Source organism: Arthrobacter sp. P1_C12_2 (assembly GCF_056406415.1).
In genome coordinates, this window is record NZ_JBFUAF010000002.1 from 285,664 (window position 1) to 308,896 (window position 23,233).

The 23,233-nt window shown below is 64.5% G+C and carries 26 protein-coding genes; 13 read left to right on the forward strand and 13 right to left on the reverse strand.

All coding sequences use genetic code 11. The features are described from left to right. Positions 1-123 precede the first annotated feature (123 nt). Positions 124-420: a DUF4190 domain-containing protein gene (locus tag AC1DZQ_RS04035; protein WP_476962279.1), complete on the reverse strand. Its 297-nt coding sequence runs from the start codon at positions 418-420 to the stop codon at positions 124-126. Between the two features lie 305 nt (positions 421-725). Between AC1DZQ_RS04035 and AC1DZQ_RS04040 the strand changes: the two genes are divergently transcribed. Both AC1DZQ_RS04040 and AC1DZQ_RS04045 read left to right on the forward strand, forming a co-directional pair. Next, positions 726-1,778, forward strand: coding sequence for a S66 family peptidase (locus tag AC1DZQ_RS04040; protein ID WP_476962280.1), 1,053 nt, complete (start codon positions 726-728; stop codon positions 1,776-1,778). 80 nt (positions 1,779-1,858) lie between these two features. Further along, on the forward strand, positions 1,859-2,752 hold the full coding sequence (locus AC1DZQ_RS04045; RefSeq protein WP_476962281.1) for an aminoglycoside phosphotransferase family protein: 894 nt from the start codon (positions 1,859-1,861) through the stop codon (positions 2,750-2,752). 4 nt (positions 2,753-2,756) lie between these two features. Here AC1DZQ_RS04045 and AC1DZQ_RS04050 read toward each other — a convergent pair whose 3' ends face one another. The 5 genes from AC1DZQ_RS04050 to AC1DZQ_RS04070 form a co-directional block, all read right to left on the reverse strand. After that, complete coding sequence (locus AC1DZQ_RS04050; protein WP_476962282.1) at positions 2,757-4,130, reverse strand: FAD-binding oxidoreductase; 1,374 nt, start codon at positions 4,128-4,130, stop codon at positions 2,757-2,759. A 58-nt stretch (positions 4,131-4,188) separates the two neighbouring features. Next, positions 4,189-4,512, reverse strand: coding sequence for a cupredoxin domain-containing protein (locus AC1DZQ_RS04055; protein WP_476962283.1), 324 nt, complete (start codon positions 4,510-4,512; stop codon positions 4,189-4,191). A gap of 241 nt (positions 4,513-4,753) precedes the next feature. After that, complete coding sequence (locus tag AC1DZQ_RS04060; RefSeq protein ID WP_476962284.1) at positions 4,754-5,515, reverse strand: MerR family transcriptional regulator; 762 nt, start codon at positions 5,513-5,515, stop codon at positions 4,754-4,756. A gap of 93 nt (positions 5,516-5,608) precedes the next feature. Then, complete coding sequence (locus AC1DZQ_RS04065) at positions 5,609-6,799, reverse strand: Fic family protein (protein WP_476962285.1); 1,191 nt, start codon at positions 6,797-6,799, stop codon at positions 5,609-5,611. 159 nt (positions 6,800-6,958) lie between these two features. Beyond that, positions 6,959-7,351, reverse strand: a complete 393-nt coding sequence (locus tag AC1DZQ_RS04070) for a VOC family protein (RefSeq protein ID WP_476962286.1) — start codon at positions 7,349-7,351, stop codon at positions 6,959-6,961. A gap of 262 nt (positions 7,352-7,613) precedes the next feature. Here AC1DZQ_RS04070 and AC1DZQ_RS04075 point away from each other — a divergent pair, with 262 nt between their 5' ends. The 4 genes from AC1DZQ_RS04075 to AC1DZQ_RS04090 all read left to right on the forward strand — a co-directional run bounded on the left by AC1DZQ_RS04075 (position 7,614) and on the right by AC1DZQ_RS04090 (position 11,543). After that, positions 7,614-8,975 (forward strand): DJ-1/PfpI family protein, encoded by a 1,362-nt coding sequence (locus AC1DZQ_RS04075; protein ID WP_476962287.1) that lies wholly within the window; start codon positions 7,614-7,616, stop codon positions 8,973-8,975. Between the two features lie 183 nt (positions 8,976-9,158). Then, a complete protein-coding gene (locus AC1DZQ_RS04080; RefSeq protein ID WP_476962288.1) occupies positions 9,159-9,545 on the forward strand; it encodes a hypothetical protein in 387 nt (128 codons plus the stop codon). A gap of 61 nt (positions 9,546-9,606) precedes the next feature. Then, positions 9,607-10,857 carry a sensor histidine kinase gene (locus tag AC1DZQ_RS04085; protein ID WP_476962289.1) on the forward strand — a complete coding sequence of 417 codons (1,251 nt, stop codon included), beginning with the start codon at positions 9,607-9,609 and terminating at the stop codon, positions 10,855-10,857. Continuing rightward, entirely contained in the window at positions 10,845-11,543 is a 699-nt protein-coding gene (locus AC1DZQ_RS04090) for a response regulator (protein WP_476962290.1), read from the forward strand. The genes AC1DZQ_RS04085 and AC1DZQ_RS04090 overlap by 13 nt, the downstream gene beginning before the upstream one ends. A gap of 48 nt (positions 11,544-11,591) precedes the next feature. Here AC1DZQ_RS04090 and AC1DZQ_RS04095 read toward each other — a convergent pair whose 3' ends face one another. The 3 genes from AC1DZQ_RS04095 to AC1DZQ_RS04105 all read right to left on the reverse strand — a co-directional run bounded on the left by AC1DZQ_RS04095 (position 11,592) and on the right by AC1DZQ_RS04105 (position 12,887). Beyond that, positions 11,592-11,975 (reverse strand): SHOCT domain-containing protein, encoded by a 384-nt coding sequence (locus AC1DZQ_RS04095; RefSeq protein ID WP_476962291.1) that lies wholly within the window; start codon positions 11,973-11,975, stop codon positions 11,592-11,594. 189 nt (positions 11,976-12,164) lie between these two features. Then, a complete protein-coding gene (locus tag AC1DZQ_RS04100; RefSeq protein ID WP_018773067.1) occupies positions 12,165-12,320 on the reverse strand; it encodes a hypothetical protein in 156 nt (51 codons plus the stop codon). A 90-nt stretch (positions 12,321-12,410) separates the two neighbouring features. Further along, positions 12,411-12,887, reverse strand: a complete 477-nt coding sequence (locus AC1DZQ_RS04105) for a VOC family protein (protein ID WP_476962292.1) — start codon at positions 12,885-12,887, stop codon at positions 12,411-12,413. A gap of 149 nt (positions 12,888-13,036) precedes the next feature. Here AC1DZQ_RS04105 and AC1DZQ_RS04110 point away from each other — a divergent pair, with 149 nt between their 5' ends. Beyond that, the gene (locus AC1DZQ_RS04110) at positions 13,037-13,480 is read left to right on the forward strand and encodes a DUF3054 domain-containing protein (RefSeq protein WP_476962293.1); all 444 of its coding nucleotides are present in this window, start codon (positions 13,037-13,039) and stop codon (positions 13,478-13,480) included. An 88-nt stretch (positions 13,481-13,568) separates the two neighbouring features. Next, positions 13,569-13,850 (forward strand): Lrp/AsnC family transcriptional regulator, encoded by a 282-nt coding sequence (locus AC1DZQ_RS04115; protein ID WP_476962294.1) that lies wholly within the window; start codon positions 13,569-13,571, stop codon positions 13,848-13,850. 126 nt (positions 13,851-13,976) lie between these two features. On the opposite strand, the gene trpD is transcribed toward AC1DZQ_RS04115, so the two are convergent. Then, the gene (gene trpD / locus AC1DZQ_RS04120) at positions 13,977-15,038 is read right to left on the reverse strand and encodes an anthranilate phosphoribosyltransferase (RefSeq protein WP_476962295.1); all 1,062 of its coding nucleotides are present in this window, start codon (positions 15,036-15,038) and stop codon (positions 13,977-13,979) included. A gap of 148 nt (positions 15,039-15,186) precedes the next feature. On the opposite strand from trpD, the gene ctaE reads away from it, so the two are divergent. The 4 genes from ctaE to qcrB all read left to right on the forward strand — a co-directional run bounded on the left by ctaE (position 15,187) and on the right by qcrB (position 19,528). After that, a complete protein-coding gene (ctaE, locus tag AC1DZQ_RS04125) occupies positions 15,187-15,825 on the forward strand; it encodes an aa3-type cytochrome oxidase subunit III (protein WP_476962296.1) in 639 nt (212 codons plus the stop codon). 86 nt (positions 15,826-15,911) lie between these two features. Next, complete coding sequence (gene qcrC, locus AC1DZQ_RS04130; RefSeq protein WP_476962297.1) at positions 15,912-16,700, forward strand: cytochrome bc1 complex diheme cytochrome c subunit; 789 nt, start codon at positions 15,912-15,914, stop codon at positions 16,698-16,700. Between the two features lie 100 nt (positions 16,701-16,800). Then, on the forward strand, positions 16,801-17,874 hold the full coding sequence (qcrA, locus tag AC1DZQ_RS04135) for a cytochrome bc1 complex Rieske iron-sulfur subunit (RefSeq protein WP_476962298.1): 1,074 nt from the start codon (positions 16,801-16,803) through the stop codon (positions 17,872-17,874). Continuing rightward, on the forward strand, positions 17,852-19,528 hold the full coding sequence (qcrB, locus tag AC1DZQ_RS04140) for a cytochrome bc1 complex cytochrome b subunit (protein WP_476962299.1): 1,677 nt from the start codon (positions 17,852-17,854) through the stop codon (positions 19,526-19,528). Before qcrA ends, qcrB begins: the two co-directional genes overlap by 23 nt. A gap of 93 nt (positions 19,529-19,621) precedes the next feature. On the opposite strand, the gene AC1DZQ_RS04145 is transcribed toward qcrB, so the two are convergent. After that, positions 19,622-20,413 (reverse strand): GntR family transcriptional regulator, encoded by a 792-nt coding sequence (locus AC1DZQ_RS04145; RefSeq protein ID WP_476962300.1) that lies wholly within the window; start codon positions 20,411-20,413, stop codon positions 19,622-19,624. A 279-nt stretch (positions 20,414-20,692) separates the two neighbouring features. On the opposite strand from AC1DZQ_RS04145, the gene AC1DZQ_RS04150 reads away from it, so the two are divergent. Next, positions 20,693-20,986, forward strand: a complete 294-nt coding sequence (locus tag AC1DZQ_RS04150; RefSeq protein WP_476962301.1) for an HPr family phosphocarrier protein — start codon at positions 20,693-20,695, stop codon at positions 20,984-20,986. A gap of 122 nt (positions 20,987-21,108) precedes the next feature. Here the strand turns inward: AC1DZQ_RS04150 and AC1DZQ_RS04155 are convergent, their stop codons facing one another. Continuing rightward, positions 21,109-21,510, reverse strand: a complete 402-nt coding sequence (locus AC1DZQ_RS04155) for a cytochrome c oxidase subunit 4 (protein ID WP_476962302.1) — start codon at positions 21,508-21,510, stop codon at positions 21,109-21,111. Continuing rightward, positions 21,507-23,228 (reverse strand): aa3-type cytochrome oxidase subunit I, encoded by a 1,722-nt coding sequence (ctaD, locus tag AC1DZQ_RS04160; RefSeq protein WP_476962303.1) that lies wholly within the window; start codon positions 23,226-23,228, stop codon positions 21,507-21,509. The genes AC1DZQ_RS04155 and ctaD overlap by 4 nt, the downstream gene beginning before the upstream one ends. Between the last annotated feature and the right edge of the window lie 5 nt (positions 23,229-23,233).

Consider the following 23,233-nt stretch of genomic DNA (forward strand, 5'->3'; position numbering starts at 1 on the left):
GCAATCCATCAGCATCAGTATTGCTGTCCCGGGAGCAGGTCCCCCCGCTACACGCTCGCGCGACTCCCCCGCCGCGACCGGGCGGAACCAGACCGTTCGGCCGGCCTCGGTCACCGCTCGAAACTACATGGTGAACTGTTGAATTGCGCCCGGAATAAACGACAGCCTGGTGAATAGTGCCAGGGTGGCTATGGCGTACCCGATAGCCAAGGCAGCAATTGCCAGCCCACGGCCCCTTTCACCCCTCAGTTTGATCTGATTCAGTGAAACGTGTCCCGCACCCACGGCGAATACGGCAAGGACCGCCACCCCGAACACCAAAAGTCCCGCCGCAGCTATGGCCGCAAAGACTATGGCTGCAACAGCAAGTTTGTTCAGTCGACCGGTTTTCGTGCGAGCTGGCACCGAAGGTGTAGACATTTGGTTCCCCCAACCTTGTCAATATGGATTGAGTCTAGCTCCGGCCTGCTGCCGAGAGAATGCCGATAATGGGGCGATGCATACCGTTTACTGGGACACATGGGCCGGTCCGAAGGGCGGACTCGGCGTCTCGGTTCCTCGGAAGTGGAAACCCAGGATTGGTCCCTCTCGTGTTGCCGGGTTGCCCACCGCCCGGGGCGAAGTCAGCCGGCCTGGCCGCGCCTCCGGCACGTTGGAGGATCCCCCACCGGCACGTCGGGTCGTCAAGCTGCCCCGATCCGGGCCCCATCTGGTTCGATGAGTGAATGGATCATTCGCAGCTGAACTTGTCCGCGCCGAAGCTCAATCCGGGCGATCGGGTCGCGGTTCTCTCCCCGTCGTTCGCCGCGCCCGGGTTCGCCCCGGCCGTCCATGAGCAGGCGATGCGGCGGCTCACTGCGGCCACGGGTTTGATCCCTGTGGAATTCCCGACGACTCGCAAACTCGGATCCAGTCCCGAGGAACGGGCGGCGGACATCAATGCGGCGTTCGCCGATCCCAGCATCCAGGCGATTCTGGCCACCATCGGCGGCGACGACCAGATCACGGTCGTACCGCATCTCGACGAGGCTGCGGTCGTAGCGAATCCCAAAATCTTCATCGGATACAGCGACAACACCAACCTTCTCAACTGGCTGTGGTCACTCGGGATACCCGCCTATTACGGCGGTTCGACTCAAGTCCACCTCGGCGCCGGGCCGGGTGCGGACGACGTCCACCTCGCTTCCCTTCGGGCTGCGTTGCTCACTGGAGGCGAGCTCGAGGTCACCGATCCCGGGGAATCAGAGGACTTCGGGCCGGATTGGCTCGACCCGCGGGCACTCGTCGAATACGGCGACCGCGAACCCACCGAACCCTGGGCGTGGACAGGTTCCGAACGCATGGTCGCCGGTTACACGTGGKGTGGCTGCATCGAAGTCCTCGACCAGCTCGCCATCGCCGACAGGCTGCCCTCCGTCGACGCGCTCCGCGGCGCAATCTTGATCCTCGAAACCAGCGAACTGCTGGCTCCCGCAGATTGGGTCAAGCGATGGGTTCGAGCGCTCGGCGAACGTGGTGTCCTCGGGGCGGTCGACGGCGTGATGGTCGCCAGGCCTCCCGTCAGCAGCCACGGGCAGGTTCCGCCCGCCGCGGAACGGGCTCGGCTACGCGCAGCACAGCGAGATGTGGTCAGCACCGAAATTGCACGATACAACCCGGACGCCGTCGTTTGCATCGGGGTCCCCTTCGGGCACACGCGACCGCAGTGGATCCTCCCCTACGGCGGTCGAATCCAACTCGACGGAGAAGCGAAGAGGATCACCGCCAGCTATTCCTGATCGTGGCTGGCAGTGTCCCGGTTGGGGATCCTATAGGGACATTTCCGCAAGGGTGGCGCCGCAACGCATAGCATCGCTTCATGACACAGGTAGCTATGCCCATTGCTGCCCGCGACCGACTTCTCGACCGATTCGGCCCCGCGGCTGCGGCCTGGATCGACGACTTCGGAACGATCGTTGGAGAGCTCTGTCAAAAGTGGGGACTGGAGCCTCGCCATGTCCGCGCGGGGGGAACGGGCGCCGTTGTGGAGTGCGTGTCGACCGCGGATGGAACCCGCTACGCTCTGAAACTCTCGCCCGACCGTGCGATCGCAGAGCAGGAGGCAGCCGCGCTGACATACTGGGCAGCCGCTTCCACCGTCGTCGATCTGGTGGATGCGGAGGCCACCCGTGGCGCGATCTTGCTCGAGTGGCTCCCCGACGCCACGGAGCTGACCGCCAAGACATGGGGAATCGGGGGGGTCACGGGTCTCATAAGGGACCTTTTCTCACCGCGCAGGACACCGCCACCGAATGTTCCCCCCGCCCGTGAGCGTGTGGAGCTCGTGTTCGAGTTGTGGGACCGCCGACGGCGCGCTCTCCCGGACGCACCAATCGACGCTTCAGTCTGGCGTCGATGCCACGCGGCTGCGATGGATCTGGCAGATGGCGGGGATTCACTTCTTCACGGCGATCTTCACTCCGGCAACATTCTGCGGGTCGGCGATGCGCGCAGGATTGTCGCCATCGACCCACGACCGTGCATTGGCGATCCAGCGATGGACCTCACCGACCTGGCGATGACTGGCGCGACCAGCGAAGCGGCCATCCGCAGCCGGTGCCGTCGGCTCGCCGATATTGCTGATCCAGTCGACGCAGACCGGTTATGGCTCTGGTGCTGCAGCTTTGCCCCGATCATGGCAGTTTCACTCGCCCGCCGCGCTGCGGGGACCGAGGACATCATTTTGATGCGGAACCTCGCCAATGCCCACTGAGTGGCTATGTGATCGGGCGAACGTTCTGATTTGATCGGAAGAGGTTAATGGGGTCGTACGCGGTTTTGACCGTGGCCAGCCGATCGTAGTTGGCGCCGTAGGCTGCCCTCACCCGCTCCTCCCCTTCCTGACCCAGATCGTTGACGTACACGCCGCTCGCGGCAAAGGGCTGCATCGCTTCGAAGAAGGTGCGGGCCCAGCCGACGTTGCGCTCCGTCTCTGCCGGATCGGACCACTGGGCCAGGATAAGGAGTTCGCTCTGGGACCGGCGATGGGGAAACGCCGTGGCTGCTGGGGCGACCCGGGCGGCCACACCGTGCAGTTGTTGCATTCCGATGGCACTCGCCGCTGAAGGCATCTCGTTTGCAAACTGAAGCAGGACATCGATGGCGTCGGCGGTGAAGTCAGTGAAGAAGCTCGATTTCCAATAGTGGTTCTGGCCCAACGGAAAGCCCCCGTCGTGTGCGCTCTGCAGGGCGACGTAGTCGGTTGGCACGACTACGTCCACGTCTGGGCCGAGATCGCGCAGGGGTCGGAGCGCCAGCTCCGCCTCATCATGCTCGCCGCTCCAGCAGACGCTGACGCCGAAAACAGGGCGCCCCGAGGCGTCACACCCCAGACTGGCCGACATCGAGAGTTCGTCGGGGCAAGCAGCGGCGAACTCGGGATAAAACCCCAGGACCTCCCTCGTGCGTTCGGCCGGGAATGAGAGCGCTCCGGCAAGGACCTGCCCGACGGGATGCAACCGATAGGTGAAAGACGTGACAACGCCGAAGTTGCCGCCGCCTCCTCGGATGGCCCAGTAGAGGTCTGCGTGTTGGTCGGGGCTCACCGTCAGCAGCCTGCCATCCGAAGTCACGATGTCGGCGGCCAGTACGTTGTCGCAAGCGAGCCCGTGTTTGCCGTTGAGCCAGCCGATGCCACCTCCGAGAGTCAAGCCGGCGATGCCGGTAACCGACACGACTCCGAGCGGCGTGGCCAGGCCGTATGCCTGAGTGGCGACGTCAACGTCGGCCAGGAGCGCGCCCGCTCCAGCCACGGCAACACGCCGTTCGGCATCGACCTGAACGTTCTTCATGCCAGAGCAATCCAGCATGAGCCCATGGGCGCCAACGGCGTTCCCTGCCACGTTGTGGCCGCCGCCCTTGATGGAAACGGGGAGATCGTTTTCCCTGGCGAAGGTCGCTGCACGGCGGATATCTTCGGCGTCAGCCGGGCGGACAATCACGTCCGGACGGCGATCAATCATCGCGTTGAAGACCTTCCGGGCGTCGTCGTAGCCGAATTCTCCAGGACGGAACAGCCGGCCCCGGAGAGCCGAACTCAAGTCATCAACGACGGATGGGTCAAGCGACGGTGAGGGGGTCCGGATAGCCAAGCCGCGGCACCTTTCTCGATCGAGACCGTCAAGAATGCGTCCCAGCCCGCGGCGTTGCTCACTTGACGGTCAGTGAACCGTGCATGTTGGGGTGGTACGTGCAGTGAAACGGGTAAGTGCCAGGCTCAGAAGGTGCCTTAAATGTGGCCGTACCGCCGTTTTCCTTGACCTCGACATCAAAGAGCGTCGCATCCTGGTCTGCGGTCACCGTGTGCTCGGCAGTGTCCATGTTGATGACCTTCACCTCCGCACCGGGAGCCACCGAGCCCGGGATCTCGTAGGCGAAGTTGCTGATCGTAATCGTCGCGGCGGCCGCGTTTGCCGCCCCGCTTCCCTGCCCTGAAGCGGTTGAGCCCGCAGGGGCAGACGGCTCCGTCGACATACTGGAAGAAGCCCCGGCCGTCGTGGCGGGGGCAGACGTCGGTGCTCCGCCGCCTCCGGCACAGCCGCTCAGCCCAATCAAAACCGTGGCCAACACAAGTGCAGTCCGTGTCCTATTGCTCGTCATGATGTGCCGTCCTCGATGCTGGAGGGGGCTGAGGAATCAGCCCAGCTTCCTTCCATTCTGCATCCGCCACCATCAAAAAGCACCGCTAAAAAGCACCGTCAGAGGGCACGGGCGGTCAGGGCTGCGTCCGCGCCTTTTCCAGGTAGGCCAGGAGCCCGGCCAACTCCTCTGAGGACCACGGCAGATCGGCGCTGAGGGCGGCCCTGTTGTCCTGCCACATGGAACGGGCGGCGGCTTTGGTCTCCTCACCTGCATGGAACATGGATCCGATTTCGTCCCATGCCGCGGCCCACTCCCGGATGGACGGATCAGATACCGCCGTCCCGTTCTCGACGTGCTTGAGACCCTCCTCGACCAAAGCGGCCCATCGGACCTTGGCGGCCTCGATGCGGCCGCCGCCAAGTTCGGCTCTGCGGTCGGCCAGTTCCTGGCGCTGTTCCGGTGTGAAGTGGTTTTCGAGCATGGTGATCATCTCCAAAGCTGACATGAACTGTTCCGGCGCCGGCACGGCGGCCCCGTCGATGCGTGAAAGCAAGTCGCGTATCCGGTCCTGGACTGCTTGGACCTGCTCTGCGTGCCGGCGCAGGTGCAGCAATTGTCTTTCCAAAAGAGTGCGCAGCGAGCCCATGTCGTCGGCTGGGTTTCCCAGCGCGGCGCCGATATCGGCCAGCGGGAGGCCGAACATCTGCAGCGCCCGGATCCGGTAGAGCCGCCGCACGTCTTCCTCGGTGTAGCGGCGGTGGCCCGAAGCCGTCCGCTGGCCTGCCGACAGCAACCCAATCGCGTCGTAGTGATGGAGCGCCCGGACCGTGACGCCACTCGCTTTGGCAAGTTCGCCGATGCTCCACTGACCTGCCGCACCGCTCGTCTGTGTCATGTGACCAACCGTAGATCCTCACCCCGCGTGAGGATCAAGACCCTCCGGCCCGCCTGGGGACCGGCCGCCGACGCCGGCTCCGTCGTCGCCCGGTCAGCCAGCCTTCCCAGCCTCGGCCAGCCGGTTGTTGAGCCGGTCCACCTCGTCGAGGACTTCGGTCGCCGCCCAGGCGCGGCTGCGCTTGGACTGGGTGACCGGGGTGATAACTCCGGCATTGGAGAGCCGCTGCAGCGCGGCGTAGACGGAGCTTTCGGCGACGCCGGCAATATGGGCAGCGCTGTGGGCCTCGAACACGGGCCGCTCCAGCAGCCACGGAATGATCTTCTCGTCCGCGGATCCTCTGCGTGGCCTGGCCAGCTCCAGCCACATCGCCGGCAGCGCATCGAGGGCGGCGACGGATTCCCGGGCGGCGTCCGAGGCGCGGACCGCGGAACGGGCCAAGTACAGCACGAACGGATCGGCGTCGCCGGAGCGGTAGTTGTTGACGAGGCTGAAATACGTGTCGACGTCGGCGACCATCGCCGACGCGATCGGGGTGACGGTGTTCTTGGTGAGCCCGCGACGCCGGGAAATCGCACCGATCAGGGCCCGGCCGATCCGGCCGTTGCCGTCGGTGAACGGGTGGATGGACTCGAAGTGGGCGTGCGCGATCGCCGCCTGGGCCATGATGGGTACGTCGCGGCGGTTGCAGAAGTCCATCAGGTCTTCCATCAGGTCCGGCACGAGCTCCGGCGGGGGCGGGACATGGATGGCGCCGCGCGGTGAATGGTCGCTGCCGCCGATCCAGTTCTGAACGTCCCTGAGCCGGCCGGCGTGCGGGCCGTCCATCGGGTCATCCTTCATGAGCGTGTGATGGGCGGCCAGCATTGCCTCCAGCCGGATCTCCCCGGTTCGTCCGGCGTCGTCGATCATTCCTTGTACGGCGTCGGCTGCCGCCACCATGGAGCGGGCGTCGTCACTGGCCTTGAGCCCGATCATGGCCCGGGCGTAGTCGTCACGGTTGGCGTTGACGTGCTCGATTTTGGAGGACGAGACGGCCTCACTGCGGAGCAGGAACCCGCTAATGGCGGCCATCCGGGTGCCCGCCGTGACGTCCAGGGACGCTATGGCAACGGCGGCCTCCTCCAGGGCGACAATGGTCTCGCGCCCCGGATCGAACCAGCAACCGGCGATCATGGGTGGCAACGAGGCCACAACCTCGGTGAATTCCCGGTCTTCGCGCGGCGGCCGTCCGGAGGACTTCCACTGCATCGTCTTGCTGCCGTGTGCGGGCCAGCAGGTCATGGGTCCTCCAGAAGTCTAAATAGTCACCCTACTATTTAGATTTTAGGGCCTAAACATGAATAACGCGACGCGTGTTTGGGAAAACTGACCTGCCCAGCGGGCACGGAAGATCGGCACGGATGCTGGTGTCGATCATTGTGCGTCGGACAGCGTCAGTGCCTAAGGCTGAAAGGCTTCCCTCACGTCCGGCGGCGTAGCTTCCTGGATGACCCAGCGGTTGCCGTCCGGGTCACTGAAGTAGGCGAAGGAGATTCCACCGATGTCTTGGACTTCGCTGATCTCTGCTCCCCGCCGGAGGAGCTCAGCCCGCGTGGAGTCCATGTCGGGAACCACCAATTGCAGGCCTTCAAGGCTGCCCGGCGGCATGCTGGTCATTCCCGTGCCGATGACTATGGAGGCGGCGGAGCCGGGTGGCGTGAGTTGCACGACCCTGATTCCGGGTATGTACTCCACGTCGTGATCCAAGGCGAACCCGAGTCGGTCTGTGTAGAACGACTTGGCCTTGTCCACATCAGCGACCGGCACTTGTACGACCTCGAGGCGCATCTCCATGCGCCTCACAATACCCCGGCTTACTCCGCACGAGGATGAAACCGGAGTGAATTAGGTCTTCGCTGGGATGGAGGGTGCAACCTGCGACGTATAAGAACGCCCCGAATGAGCGATCGCGTAGTACCCGAGTAGCAGTAGTACCCCTTGGGGAATGTCCCGTCGGCCGATGTACGTGTAACAGCCAATCCGTAGCGTGAAAGAGCAACGCAGGGCGCACACACGGTGATAGCCCCGCACGTCCACACGGAATCGAGACCCGCTCATGGCTTCCCGCTCAGTATGTCTTTTTCACACCGCCCTCGCGGTGGGATTGTCCCTGCTCGTTGTGGCTGCGCTGGCTTTCGCCGGCGCTCAGGTGGCGGATGCAGAAAGTCACGTCCGCCCGTCCGCTCAAGAACTGAAGCACCTGCCCACGAATCGGCCATACTCCTCCTCCGGCGCGATGGTTGTCGCCGTTGTCCTGGATTCGTCGGGCACCGTGGGGAGCGACGTTCTGGCTCCCTACGAAGTATTTGCCAGCTCCCCGAATTTCTCCGTCTACACCATCGCGGCGCAGTCCACCCCTGCGCCAATCGACGGCGGCCCGGCGATAGTGCCCACCTACACCTTCGAGGACGTCCGATCGGACAGAGCCCCGCAGCCGGACGTCGTCGTCGTCCCCGCCGTCGGCGCCCCGGAGGGGCCAGAGGAAACCGCAACGCGCGAGTGGATCGTGGAACAATCAGGTCGCGGCGCCCGCATCCTGGGCGTCTGCAACGGATCGAGCGTCCTGGCCGGGACCGGCCTCTTAAGCGGGCGCACGGCGACCAGCCATTGGTCACGTCTGGGTGCCCTGAAGCAGAGCCATCCCGAGGTCCAATGGACGGGAGGTCTCCGATACGTTCAGGACGGCATGATCACCACCACAGCAGGTGTTACCTCCGGCATCCCTGGCGCCCTGAAAGTCATGGAGGACCTGGCAGGCGCTGGCGAAGCCGACCGAGGCGGCCGGCTGATGAACTACCCGGGCTGGTCGGTCGCGGCGGAGGCATCGATACCCGTCCAGTCTTTCGCTGCTTCGGACATTCCCATCGGACTCAACGCCATCATCCCGTGGCTCCGGCCGACGATCGGCGTCGGGCTCGTCAACGGGGTGGGCGAAATCGACGTTGCCAGCGCATTCGAGGTCTACAACATGTCCTTCGCGGCCCGGGCGGTGGCGGTAGGCGCCACGGACACAGTGACCACCAAGCACGGGTTGGTTCTCCTGACCGTCCCGGAACGGCAGGCACCTCCGGTGGACAGCGTCGTCGCCCCCGGCGCGGCCCGGGACCAGGATATTGACCCGCAGTTGAGGGACTGGGCCGAGTCCCGCAGGGTCCCCGTGGACGCCTTTGCTGGCGCCGGCGGTGTGCTCGAATTCGATGGCGCCCTTGAGTATCTGGCGCAGCATACCGACCGTGGCACGGCTCTATCGGCAGCCAAGATGATCGACTATCCCACGGCGCATCTGAACATTCCGGCGGGAGGAACCTCTGCCCGGGTTCCCGGACTGATCGCGTTCGGCCTGCTGCTCGCCATTTTGGCGGGTTCTCTCCCGGCGATCATTCTCAGCGCCATCCGGCGTCGGACGGCGTGGCGCTGATGGCCGTTGCCATGTTCTCCGGTTTCACGAATATGCTCTCCACAGCCGCCACGACAGGGCTCGAAGCGCAAAGCGCAGTGCTGGGAGGAACCGGATCAGCGAAGGCCGGTGAAACTGCTGATCGAGATCGCGGCACATGAGACACACGTGGTTGCCCAGGACAGGACAAGAGGATGGAATTAAATGGGATTAGATCAGCTTTTCGCAATACTCGCCTGCGCACTTCTGGCTGGCCTGGCCATCTTTCAGGGGGCGCTTATCGCTGGAGCTCCGCTGGGCAGAATGGCGTGGGGCGGACAACACCGCGTCCTCCCTGCCAAACTGAGGATCGGGAGCGCGGTATCCATAGGCGTGTATGCCCTCTTCGCCTATGCAGCGCTGGCCAAGGCCGGCCTTGTCCCGGCCTTGGTCAGCGAATCCTTTACTGCGGTCACCATGTGGGTGATGACGGCATACTTCGTGCTCGGCGTCATCATGAACGGGATCTCCCGCAGCAAACCCGAACGCCTGATCATGACCCCCACCACAGCTGCCCTCGCAGCCCTCTACCTGGTCCTTGCGCTCCACTGAACGCCCCAACCAGACGGCCTAAGGACCCCTTCATGCACTCCACACAGATAGAGTCCGGAGCATGACCGGGACGGAGGACACTGCACGCGTGGCGGCGTTGCCGGAAGTGGCTTTGACGGCGCCGGTTTCGCCGGACGAACCGCTGCGGCGAGACGTATGGCGTCCCCGTGCACGGCTTACAGACGTCCTGGTCGCCGCCCTGTATACAGTGCCCGCCATGGCAGTGGCCGTTATCGTTCGCGAGGCCGAAGACCCAGGGTTCGTTCTCCCACTACTCGGCGTGGTGGTCTCCGGTATTGCACTGTTGTTCCGCCGGCGGGCTCCGACGGCGTCGTTGGCTGCCACGGCCGGCATTATGCTCATCACGTTCTCGGTTCCGGCGAGCTTTGCAGCGGTGGCCACAGCCATGGCACTGTACGCCGTCGCCGTTTACAGGTCCGCCCGCCATGCCATTTATGCCCTGCTGGGCACCAGTGCAATCCTTCTTCTCGCCGCGGTCCTCCTACCCGGGTCGATGGTCGACCTTGGCCAAGCCGGCCAGGCAATTGTCGTACTAGTGATCGCGGCGTTGGCCGGCCTGAACGTACGCACACGCTGCAGCTACGTGGCCGCCCTCGTGGACCGCACAGACCGGCTGATGCGCGAACGGGAGCATCTGGCCAGCATTGCCGCTGCCGCTGAGCGCAACGCGATCGCACGGGAGATGCACGACGTCGTCGCGCACGGATTAGCGGTGATGATTTCCCTGGCCCATGGTTCAGCGGAAATCGCCCCGACTGATCCTGCCCGCGCCGTCGACGCCATGCGCCAGGTCGCCGAGACAGGGCGCGTTGCGGTGGCGGACATGCGCCGAATGCTCGGAGTTTTGAACGAGGACAACACCGCAGAGTTGGCCGGAGCGGTAGCACCTTCGCCCGGGGTGGGGGATGTTCCCGCGCTGGTGGAGCTGTTCCGTTCTACGGGCCTTCCGGTGGTTCTGCATTCTGCCGGTGTTCCTCCGGCCGACCCCGGGATCCAACTGGCTGTATATCGGGTCATCCAGGAAGGGCTCACCAACGCGCTTAAATACGCAAGGGCCGCAACAGCAGTCACGGTTCGCTCGCAGTTTACCGGTCAGGAGATCATGGTCTCGGTAACCGACGACGGGCAACCAGTGGACGTCCCTGCCGACCATACTGGGCACGGCTTCGCGGGAATGCGTCAGCGCGTCGCACTCTACGGCGGCACGCTGCAGGCGGGACCTCTGACCAACGGTGGATGGTCCGTGACCGCCCGGTTCCCGCCGCTGGAAGGAGCCGCATGGACGCGGTAGCTGCCCCGCCCCCGCGCCCGATCAGGGTGCTGCTCGTTGATGACCAGACACTCGTCCGAATGGGATTCCGCATGGTCCTGGATGCCCAGGAGGGGGTCGAAGTCGCTGGCGAAGCCGCCGACGGCGCGACTGGCATCGACATGTGTCGTACCCTGGCGCCCGACGTGGTGCTGATGGATGTGCGGATGCCGGGCATGGACGGAATCGCCGCGACCGAGCTAATCGCCGAGGAGTGCCCGCAGTCACGGGTCATTGTCCTCACGACGTTCGATCTCGACGAGTATGCCTTCGCGGCGCTCCGGGCCGGTGCCAGTGGTTTCCTGCTCAAGGATGTCGGACCAGCTGAGTTGCTCGCCTCCATAAGGGCCGTCGCCGGAGGAGACGCCGCCATTTCCTCCAGGGTCAGCCGCCGGATGCTGGATCTCTTCAGCCAAAGGCTTCCCTCCGGTTCCCCCGCCGGGGGCGACGAAGCCGTGGCGCCCCTGACGCCGAGGGAACTGGAAATCCTCTGGGCCATCGCCGGCGGACTTACAAACACCGAGATCGGGGAACAATTGCTGGTGGCGGAATCAACGGTAAAAACCCACGTGGGCCGCGTACTTATGAAACTCGGGCTGCGCGACCGCGTGCACGCCGATATTTTCGCCTACGAACATGGCTTGGACAGCCACCGCCGGTCGAACTGACGGCTGCGTTTTCCGCTGATGAGGCGGCCGACTTGAAGACGGCGGAAGTTATGGCTGGCTCAACGCCTTCGCCTTTACGGCTTCGAATTCGGCCTGGGTCAGCGTGCCGGCGTCGAGGAGTTCCTTGGCCTTTGCAATTTCCTGGGTGGGGGACGCCGAGGCCACGGAGCGGATGTATTCCGTTGTTGCGGCTTCTGCCCGCTGGGCACTGCGGGCCTGGCGCTCGGCCATGCTGCGGCCCCGCGCGATCAGGTATACGAGAACCGTGAGGAACGRCACGAAGACCAGGAAAATAATCCACACAGCCTTGAGCCAACCGCTGAGTTCGTTGTCCCGGAAAACGTCGGTGATAACTGCAAACAGCGCGAAAAGATATGCGACGAACGCGAAACCCCAAAAGAACAGCCAAATGACGTGCCAGAATTGCTCCACGGGAGCCATCCTTTCGTTCTAAGGAAACCCTGCTGGCATCCCTTACGCGCCAAATTAGCCCGCGGGGCTGCCCGCCGTTAGGACCAAAGGGCCTGAATTCACCGAGGTGAAGCCCATATGCCGCTCGCCAGCGGGCCCGTCAACGGGCTGTGGGAGCCGGACCGGGATGGCGGGCCCATAAGCGGCGCCCTAGAAGAAGTGCAGCTCACTGGCTGCATCCGGAGAGGGGTGCACCACGGGAGCCTGGCCGAGTTCGAGCAGGATGTCGTTGATGCTCAGCTGGCCGTCCAGCTGAGGATCCAGCTGCACCGGGACAACAGCCTCCGGAACGGCGTCGCTACTCATGCCTCGATCATATGTGCGGACCGTCCCTGAGTCTGGGGGCCACGCCGACCGTGGTCGGGGACGGGCGCGGCGGGCCAGGCGCCGGGGGCGTCATGCGCCGTCGTAGGCCTCCTGAAGGGCGGCGATGTCCAGCTTGCGCATAGCAAGCATCGCCTGCATGGCGCGCTGGGCGCCGTCGGGGTCGGGGCCACCGATCAGTTGTCCCAGCACGGACGGCACAACCTGCCACGAGAGCCCGAACCGGTCCTTGAGCCAACCGCACTGGCTTTCCTGGCCGCCGTCGGTCAAGGCCGACCAGTACCGGTCCACTTCTTCCTGCGAGGCGCAGTCGATCACAAAGGACACCGCCTCAGTGAAAGTGAAGGCCGGTCCCCCGTTCAGTGCCGTGAAGGTGCGCCCGTCAAGCAGGAAGCGGACGGTGATGGCCTGGCCGGCCGGCCCGGGACCGCCATCGCCGTACCGCGCGACATCGAGGATTTTGCCTCCGTCGAAGATGGAGACGTAGTACTCGGCGGCTTCCTCGGCCTGGCTGTCGAACCACAGGCAGGTGGTGACTTTTTCGCTCACAGCGCTCCCATTGCGTTGGCCGGTGCCACCGGGTGGCTCCGGCGGCCATCAGTGGCATGGGACCGAGCCTAGCCCCGGGTGATTTCGCACACAACGGCTTCCGCTTGGCCCCATCCGGGCCCCCTCCGGACGGGACTAGGCTTGGATGTATGCCTTCTCCAACCCCGAAACTCCCCCGCCCGTCCGCCCAGGACGCTTCAAGTACCGGCCTCCGGCCCGCGCAGACAGCAGCCCTGGCCGCATGCGCGGATGCACTCCTGATCCTGCTCTTCGCGGCGATTGGACGCGACGCGCACCAGCGCGGGGAAATTATCACCGGCGTCTTTGCGACGGCGTGGCCGTTCCTGGCAGGCGCGGCACTGGCATGGCTGGTCCTCCGGCTGTGGCATGACCCCCTGCGGGTGTGGCCCGCCGGCGTCGCCGTCTGGCTCGGAACCGTCGGCGTCGGCATGATCCTGCGGGCCCTCACCGGGCAGACGGTGGTGCTGCCCTTCATCATCGTGGCCTTGCTGAGCCTGGCCGTTTTCCTCCTTGGCTACCGCCTTGTGGCCGCGGGCGTGCGGCGGTTGCGTTCACGCCGCCGCCAGGGCTAATGCACTAGGCTTGCAGAAGATGGCGGAGCCCGTGCAAGGGCCGCCGACAGGCCCGCAAACGGCGCAACCGATCCGGAAAGGCTCACACGTGGTCACCGCATTCGTCCTGATCAAGACAAACGCTTCGCGCATCCCGGAGACCGCCGAGGAAATCTCGGCCATCCCGGGGATCAGCGAGGTCTATTCCGTAACGGGCGAGTGGGACCTGATCGCCATCGCCCGGGTCGCCAAGCACGACGATCTGGCGGACGTCATCGCGGACAAGCTCTCGAAAGTTCCGGGCGTTTCGCACACCACCACGCAGATCGCCTTCCGCGCGTACTCCCAGCACGACCTCGATGCGGCCTTTGCCCTCGGATTCGAGCAGTAGCGAACAACCGACATACCAGCAGCATGAAGGACGGGCCCGGCAGATTTCTGCCGGGCCCGTCCTTGTTGATTTGCACCGTGTGTCCGTGCCTGGGGCGCGCCGGTCGGGTGCGCCTACGCAGCGCGCCTAGGCGGTCTGCGAGAGGGCGACCCACCTGTCCAGCACTGCGGCCGCGGCACCGGATTCAATGGACTGCTCGGCGCGGTTGAACGCGGCGGCCATGCGCTCCGCCAGCGGACCCACAGCGTCGAGGTCGAACGCCACCAGCCCGGCCGCTGCGTTGAGCAGCGCCGCATCGCGGGCCGGCCCCGGCGCACCGCCAAGGACGGCCCGGACGACGGCGGCGTTCGCCACTGCGTCACCGCCGCGCAGCTCCTCCAGGGTGGCCGTCCGGATGCCGAGATCGCGCGGATCAAACATCTCGTCCGTGACCTCACCGTCGCGGATCTCCCACACCCGCGACGGGCCGGTGGTGGTGAGCTCATCCAGGCCGTCGTTCCCGCGGAATACGAGGCCGCGGCTGCCGCGCTTGGCCAGGACGCCGGCCACCAAGGGAGCCATCTGCTCATTGGCGACACCCACGGCCGAGGCCTGGACATGCGCCGGGTTGATCATGGGGCCCAGGAAGTTGAACGCCGTCGGAACGCCGAGTTCGCGGCGGGCGACGGCGGCGTGCCGCATCGAGGGGTGGAACACCTGGGCGAAACAAAACGTGATCCCCGCCTCCTCGGCGTTGAGCGCCACGCGGGAAATGGGAAGATCCAGCCGGACGCCGAGGGCCTCCAGGACATCGGCGGATCCGGAAGAGGAAGACGACGCACGGTTGCCGTGCTTGACCACCCTGGCACCCGCGCCGGCAGCGATAAGGGCGGCCATCGTGGAGATGTTGACCGTGTTCTGCTGGTCGCCACCCGTGCCGACGATGTCGAGCTTCTCCCCCGCGATGTCAATGGGATTGGCGTTGGCGATCATCGCCTCCACCAGGCCTGCCAGCTCATCCACGGTCTCGCCCTTGGAGCGCAGCGCCACCAGGAATCCCGCCACCTGGGCCGGCGTCGCCTCGCCGGACATGATGGAGTTCATGGCCCACTCAGTGCTCCCGGCAGTGAGGTCGGCACCGTTGATGAGTGCGTTGATGAGCCGCGGCCAGGTGTTGCCTGCCGCCTGTGCAGATGCCTGTGAAGTCACCTCCCGATGCTATCGAGGTCGGCGCCGCAAAGACCAATGTGAACCCCTCCGGGAACTTTTCCGCGCGAATTCGCGTCTTTGTAGAAAAAGTCCTCCGAAAACGCGGTTTGCGTTGGGCAGGACGGACTTTTATAGACATAATGTCTATGTGACATCTGCGACCCATGCCCCCAGTACCCCGGCGCACCCGACGCTGAACCGCCCGAACATGGTTTCTGTTGGAACCGTTGTGTGGCTGTCCAGTGAGTTGATGTTCTTCGCCGGTCTCTTCGCCATGTACTTCACACTCCGTTCGACTTCCGGACTGATGTGGGCCGAAGAGACAGCCAAGCTCAACTTCCCGTTTGCGCTCGTTAACACGATCGTCCTTGTGGCAAGTTCGTTTACTTGCCAGATGGGCGTCTTCGCTGCCGAGCGGCTCCAGCCGCGCCGGACCGGCGGACGCTTCAGCTTCACCCAGTGGGGGATGAACGGATGGTTCATCCTGACGTTCCTCATGGGTTCCTTCTTCGTCGCCGGCCAGACGACCGAGTACGCCATGCTCGTTTCCGAGCACATCACGCTGTCCTCCAACGCCTACGGTTCAGCCTTCTACATAACGACGGGCTTCCACGGCCTGCACGTCATCGGCGGTCTGATTGCCTTCCTGCTCATCATGGGCCGCTCCTTCGCCGCGAAGAAGTTCGGACACTTTGAGGCAACTTCGGCGATCGTCACCTCGTACTACTGGCACTTCGTGGACGTCGTCTGGATTGGCCTCTTCCTGGTCATCTACGTCCTCAAGTAGTCTGACTTGACTCTTTTTCTACAAGAGGCAGAATTTCAAGAAGCGGCTCCCGGAGCCACCGCAGGATCGAAAAAAGGAACCACCACGTGAAGGCACTCTCGCAGAAGCGACGTCACCCACTAGCAGCAATTGCGCTGCTGCTGATGGGCCTCCTGGTCACGGGTGGGCTGTACGCCGTTGCCACCACCGTCAACCAGGCCAAGGCCGACACCACCACCTACAGCGCGAGCGACGTAGAGCAAGGCGGCAAGCTGTTCGCCGCAAACTGCGCCACCTGCCACGGCATGGGCGCCAGCGGCTCCCAGTCCGGGCCCTCGCTCGTGGGCGTCGGTGCTGCCGCTGTTGACTTCCAGGTAGCCACCGGCCGCATGCCCATGCAGATGAACGGCCCGCAGGCCCAACAGAAGCCCGCCCAGTTCAACGAGGAACAGACCAAGCAGCTGGCAGCTTACGTTGCCTCGCTCGGCCCTGGCCCGGCCATTCCCGAAGCCGGCGTCCTCGACGAGAAGGGCGACGCAGCCAAGGGTGGAGAGCTCTTCCGCACCAACTGCGCCATGTGCCACAACGCTGCCGCTGCCGGCGGTGCCCTCACCCGAGGCAAGTTCGCCCCGGCTCTCGCGGGCGTCTCCGGCCAGCACATCTACGAAGCCATGGTTACCGGCCCCCAGAACATGCCGGTCTTTAGTGACGCGAACATCTCCCCCGAGGGAAAACGCGACATCATCACCTTCCTGAAGCAGATCGAGTCCAACGGTTCACCCGGCGGTGCCGATCTTGGAGCTTTGGGACCGGTTTCCGAAGGTCTCTTTGTCTGGATTGCCGGCTTGGGCGTCATCATTGCGTTCACGATCTGGCTCACATCCCGCACGTCCTAAGCGGACCTTGCACCTGTAAGAATTTTCTGCTGACCCGTCAGCAGTTTGAATTGAAACCTAACTCGGCACATGCCGAGACGAGAGAAGGATGAGGCGAATTATGGGCAACCATAGTGACGGCAGTCCGAGCCACTCGGGCACCGTAGCTACGGCTGGTCAGAATGAGGTGGAGAAGTTCCAGGATCCTGGAATTCCCCCGCACCGTTTGCGCCTGGCTGACACGGACCCGAGGGCCGCAAAGAAAGCAGAACGGCAGGTAGCCCTTCTGTTCGGTATCTCGGTCGTTGGCACCCTGATATTCCTGGTGTCGTACTTCGCGATCGATCTGGGGAATGATTCCTCGATCGCCACGATCCGCCTCCAGAACGCATTGCTCGGCACCGGCACCGCGTTTGCGATGCTCGGCATCGGCACCGGCATCGTCCACTGGGCCAAGGCCCTCATGCCGGACCACGAGGTCTCGGAAGAGCGCCACGCAATCCGCACCGAGGACGACCGCCAGGCTGCCGTCCGGATCGTCGACGACATTGTGGAAGAAACCGGCATCAAGCGCCGGCCGCTGATTCGCAACACCCTGCTCGGCGCCGTCGCCCTCGCGCCGCTGCCGGCCCTGGCCATCTTCGGTGACCTCGGTCCCCGGCCGGACAACACGCTGGCCCACACCATGTGGGCGCCGGGCCCGGACGGAAAGCTGAAGCGCCTTGCCCGCGACCCCGATGGCACCCCCATCAAGGCCGCGGACGTCACCATCGGTTCTGCTTTCCACGTCATCCCGGAAGGGCTGAACGAGTTGCACGAGGGCAAGCTGAACGAGAAGGCAAAGTCTGTTGTCCTGCTCATGCGCCTGAACCCGGAGGAGCTCCACCCCTCCCCCGAACGCGCGGACTGGGCCTACAACGGAATCGTTGCCTACTCCAAAATCTGCACCCACGTTGGTTGCCCTGTTGCCCTCTACGAGCAGCAGACCCACCACCTGCTGTGCCCGTGCCACCAGTCAACCTTCGACCTGACCCAGCAATGCAAGGTTATCTTCGGACCGGCCAGCCGTCCTCTCCCCCAGCTGCCCATCGCAGTGGACTCCGAGGGCTACCTGGTCGCCACGAGCGACTTCCATGAACCCGTTGGACCGACTTACTGGGAGCGTGAGCAGCATGTCCTCATCCCTAACTCCTGATGCCCCCGTCTTCGTCGCAAAGACCTCTGGCGGGCGTATCACGGACTTCGTCGACCAGCGCGTCGGCGGCTCGGGAATTCTCCGCGAATTCGGCCGGAAGGTTTTCCCGGACCACTGGTCATTCATGTTCGGCGAAGTGGCCCTCTACTCCTTCGTCATCCTGCTGCTCTCGGGCACGTTCCTGACATTCTTCTTCGATCCGTCCATGGCGGAGACGCACTACGCGGGCTCATACGCGCCGTTGAAGAACGTTGAAATGTCTGTGGCGTACAGCTCCTCGCTGAACATCTCCTTCGATGTCCGCGGCGGTATGTTCATGCGCCAGGTGCACCACTGGTCGGCCCTGCTGTTCGTCGCCTCTGTCTCCGTGCACATGCTCCGCGTGTTCTTCACCGGCGCGTTCCGCAAGCCCCGCGAGCTGAACTGGGTGGTGGGCAGCGTCCTGCTCATCCTCTCCATGGCCGCGGGCTTCACTGGCTACTCGCTCCCGGATGACCTGCTCTCCGGCAACGGCCTGCGCATCATCGACGGTGTCATCAAGTCCATCCCGGTCATCGGCACCTACACCTCGTTCTTCCTCTTCGGTGGCGAGTTCCCGGGCACCATGATCATCAGCCGTCTGTACATGCTCCACATCCTGCTGGTTCCCGCGCTCATCCTGCTGATGATCGTGATGCACCTCTTTATGGTGGTTGTGCACAAGCACACGCAGTACCCCGGCCCCGGCCGCAATGACGGCAACGTCGTTGGTTACCCCCTGGGACCGGTTTATGCGGCGAAGGCCGGCGGCTTCTTCTTCATCGTGTTCGGTGTCGTTGCCATCATGGCGGCGTTCTTCACTATCAACCCGATCTGGAACTACGGCCCGTACGACCCCTCCCCGGTTTCTGCCGGCACTCAGCCTGACTGGTACATCGGCTTCGTTGACGGCGCCCTGCGCCTGATGCCGGGCACGATCGGTGACTGGAAGGTCGAGCAGGTGTGGTTCGGCTACATGTTCACGTTCAACGTGCTGCTGCCGGCACTTGTCCCGGCGGGAATCCTCTTCACGGTTATGTTCACCTACCCGTGGATTGAACGCTGGATCACCAAGGACAACCGCGAGCACCACGTCCTGGACCGTCCCCGCAATGCTCCTACCCGTACGGCAATCGGCATGGCCGGCTTCGTTTGGTACTGCGTCATGTGGGCAGCCGCTGGCTCTGACCTCATCGCCACCCACTTCCACGTGGCCCTGAACGATGTGACTTACTGGTTGCGCGCGCTGTTCTTCATCGGCCCGGTTATCGCGTTCATCGTCACGAAACGGGTCGCCCTGGCGCTCCAGCGCAAGGACCGCGAGATTGCCCTGCATGGCCGCGAAACCGGCCGCATCGTGCGCCTGCCGCACGGAGAGTTCATCGAGGTCCACGCCCCGCTGGATGAATACAAGCGCTACAAGCTGGTCGGCTTCGAGTCACCGGTCCCGCTGCCCGCGGTGCCGAACGAGCACGGCGTCGTTGACCGCAAGGAAAAGCGCCGCGCAAAGCTGTCCCGCTGGTTCTTCGAAGACCGGGTTGCCCCGGCCACTCCCGCGGAGCTGGAGGCCGCTCACGGCCACCACGGCGCCCACGAAGCGATCGAAACCGCTGAGTCGAAGTCGCTGAGCCACTAAGCGGCACCAAGCAATACAAAGGAAGGCCCGGTCCCTTGGGACCGGGCCTTCCTGCGTCCCCTCAAAGCTGCAGAAACAAGTGGCAACGGGGTGCTACGGGCGGTACCCCGAGGAGTAGTTGCGGGTGGGCCGGACGCCGGGGCGCTGCAGCGGAACCCAGAGCTTGTAGCGGTCAGCCCGGTAGTAGGACACGGAGTAGTCCACCATGGCGCGGGCCACGAAGGCGTGACGCTGGATCTTCAGCAGCGGAGTTCCGACCTCCACGTTCAGGAGCCTTGCCGTGGACGGCGACGCGGCTGTCGCCTCGATCATGTCCTCGCCCCATTCCATCACCAGCCCGTAGCGTTCGCTCAGCACGTTGTAGAGGGAGGTGGGCGGTTCGCCGTCCAGCAGGCCGGGGACCCGGTGGGCCGGGATGAAGTTCTCGTCCACGCTCATCGGCTCGCTGTCTGCCAGCAGGAGGCGCCGGAACCGGACCAGGGGTGTCCCCTCCTCCAACTGCAGCTCTCGGGCCAGGAACGCGCTCGCGCCAATCTGCTCGAAGCTCAGGACCTTGGCGGCCGGGACCATGCCGCGCCGCTGCATCTCTTCGCTGTAGGAGGTCAGCTTTACCTGGAGATCCAGTTTGGGTTTGCGCACAAACGTGCCCAGGCCCACGACGCGCTCAATCACTTCCTCGCCCACCAGGGCGTCGATGGCCTGGCGCACCGTCATCCGGGCCAGGCCGAAGCGCTGGGCGAGGTCACGCTCGGAGGGCAGCGCAGATCCGGGCGGACAGGCGGCAGCGATGTGCGCCCGCAGGATTTCCCGCAACTGCACGTAGATCGGCACCCCGCTCTGACGGTCGATCTCGCCAATCATTCTGGACGCGTTAGAGGACGCCATGGTTCAGCCTCCGGTGGGGGCCCGGCGCGGGAAATACACTCATATCTCAAGGGTAAGCCCGGGGCCCGGCAGGTCTAGACCACGGCACCGACTCAAGTCGTGCAGGCCCCTCCCCCGCGGCTACCCTTGAAGGGAAAGACCGGAGCCGGGGCAATGGCGCCCGCCCAGTCTGACGGAAGGCCAGTCCGACGGAACCTCTTTCAGAGGGATCGCCGCTCGCATGGTCAACCCGCCCACCAGCACCACCTACAGACCCGACACCAGCATGAGGGAGTCCCGTTGCCAGTTTGCAAGGCAATCGTCACGGCCGCCATCGGCCTCCACGCCCGGCCGGCGGCAGTATTTGTCAGGGCGGTCACGGCGACCGGGCTCCCGGTGACCATCAGTAAGGACGGCAGGCCCGGCGTCGACGCCCGCTCGCTGCTGGAGGTCATGACCGAGGACTTCGAGTGCGGCTGTGAAGTGGAGTTGGCCGTCGCTGCGGAGGCCCTGCCGGCCGCCCGCAGCCTCGCAGAGGCCGAGGGTGCACTGGAAGAACTCCGGGTCCTCCTGGAGTCCGCAGCGGCCGCCTGAGGGCCTCAGGCCCAGGCACCAAACCCAGCCGGGCAAAACTGAAGCAACCCGTAAACGACGGCGGGCCCCACCATTGGTGGGGCCCGCCGTCGTGCGTTATGAACTTTTAGTCCGGGTGGACGCTAGTGCGCGTGGTCACCGCGGCTGTATTCGTAGACCCAGCCGACCAGTGCGACCACGGCCATTCCGCCGGCGATGAAGACGATCCACCAGCCCACGGCCAGGCCGAGGAATCCTGCGGCGCAGGACATGCCGAGCATCAGCGGCCACCAGCTCCAGGGGCTGAAGTGTCCCTGCTCGCCGGCGCCTTCGTGGATCTCGGCGTCGTTGCGGTCCTCGGGGCGCATGCCCACGCGGCGGCCGGTGAAGCCGAGGTAGGCGCCGATCATGCCGGCGAGGCCACCGACCAGCAGGATGGCCAGCGCGCCCACCCATTCGGTCCAGTTAGTCAGGTAGCCGTAGATGAACGCCACCGGCACGAAGAAGAAGACCCCGAAGCCAAAGATCCTTGATTCGATTTTCACTTGGCGGTGTCCTTCTGGTCGGCGTTACCGAGAGCCGCTGCTGCCGGAGCAGGCGAATCCGCGGTGTAGGACTGGGAGAGCTCCGGGTGGTGCAGGTCCAGGGCGGGACGCTCGGAGCGGATGCGGGGCAGGGACGTGAAGTTGTGGCGCGGCGGCGGGCAGGACGTGGCCCACTCGAGCGAGGCACCGAAGCCCCACGGGTCGTCAACTTCCACACGCTCGTTGCTGCGCCAGGTGATGTAGACGTTCCAGAAGAACGGGATCAGCGAGGCGCCGAGGACGAACGAGGCGATGGTGGAGAACTGGTTCATCCACGTGAAGTTATCCTGCGGCATGTAGTCGGCGTAGCGGCGGGGCATGCCCTCGACACCCAGCCAGTGCTGGATCAGGAACGTGCCGTGGAAGCCCAGGAAGAGCATCCAGAAGTGGATCTTGCCGAGGCGCTCGTTGAGCATCTTGCCGGTCCACTTGGGCCACCAGAAGTAGAAGCCGGCAAACATGGCGAACACGACCGTACCGAAGACCACGTAGTGGAAGTGCGCCACCACGAAGTAGGAGTCCGAGACGTGGAAGTCCAGCGGCGGCGAGGCCAGGATGATGCCGGTCAGGCCACCGAAGAGGAACGTCGCCAGGAAGCCGATGCTCCACAGCATGGGGGTCTCAAAGGTGATGGAACCGCGCCACATGGTGCCGATCCAGTTGAAGAACTTCACGCCCGTCGGGACGGCGATCAGCATCGTCATAAAGGAGAAGAACGGCAGCAGGACCGAGCCGGTGACGTACATGTGGTGGGCCCACACGGTCACGGAAAGGGCGGCGATGGAGATGGTCGCGTAAACCAGGCCCTTGTAGCCGAAGATCGGCTTGCGGCTGAAGACCGGGAAAATCTCGGAGACGATGCCGAAGAACGGCAGGGCGATGATGTAGACCTCAGGGTGGCCGAAGAACCAGAACAGGTGCTGCCAGAGGACGGCACCGCCGTTCTCAGGATCGAAGATGTGCGCGCCGAAGCGGCGGTCGGCGCCGAGCGCGAACAGCGCGGCGGCCAGCGGCGGGAAGGCCATCAGGACCAGGATGGAGGTCACGAGGGCGTTCCAGGTGAAGATCGGCATGCGCCACATGGTCATGCCCGGGGCGCGCATGCAGATGATCGTGGTGATGAAGTTGACGGCGCCGAGGATGGTGCCGAAGCCGGAGAGCGCCAGGCCGAAGACCCAGAGGTCACCGCCCACGCCGGGGCTGAACGTGGTGTTGGACAGCGGCGCGTAAGCGAACCAGCCGAATGAGGCGGCACCCTGCGGGGTGATGAAGCCGGAGACGGCGATCGTGGAGCCGAAGAGGAAGAACCAGAAGGCCAGCGCGTTCAGTCGCGGGAAGGCGACGTCGGGGGCACCGATCTGCAGGGGCATGATGACGTTGGTGAAGCCGGCGAACAGCGGCGTCGCGAACATCAGGAGCATCACGGTGCCGTGCATGGTGAAGAGCTGGTTGTACTGCTCTTTGGTCTGCAGGATCTGCATGCCCGGCTCGAAGAGCTCGGCACGGATCAGCAGCGCCATGATGCCGCCGAAGCAGAAGAAGATGAACGACGCGATCAGGTACATGTACCCGATCGTTTTGTGGTCGGTCGAGGTGATCCAGTTGACGACGATGCGTCCCTTGGACTTCGGTACAACGGGAGTCTCGAGGATCCCGGCGGATTGAGTGTAAGTTGCCACGTCGC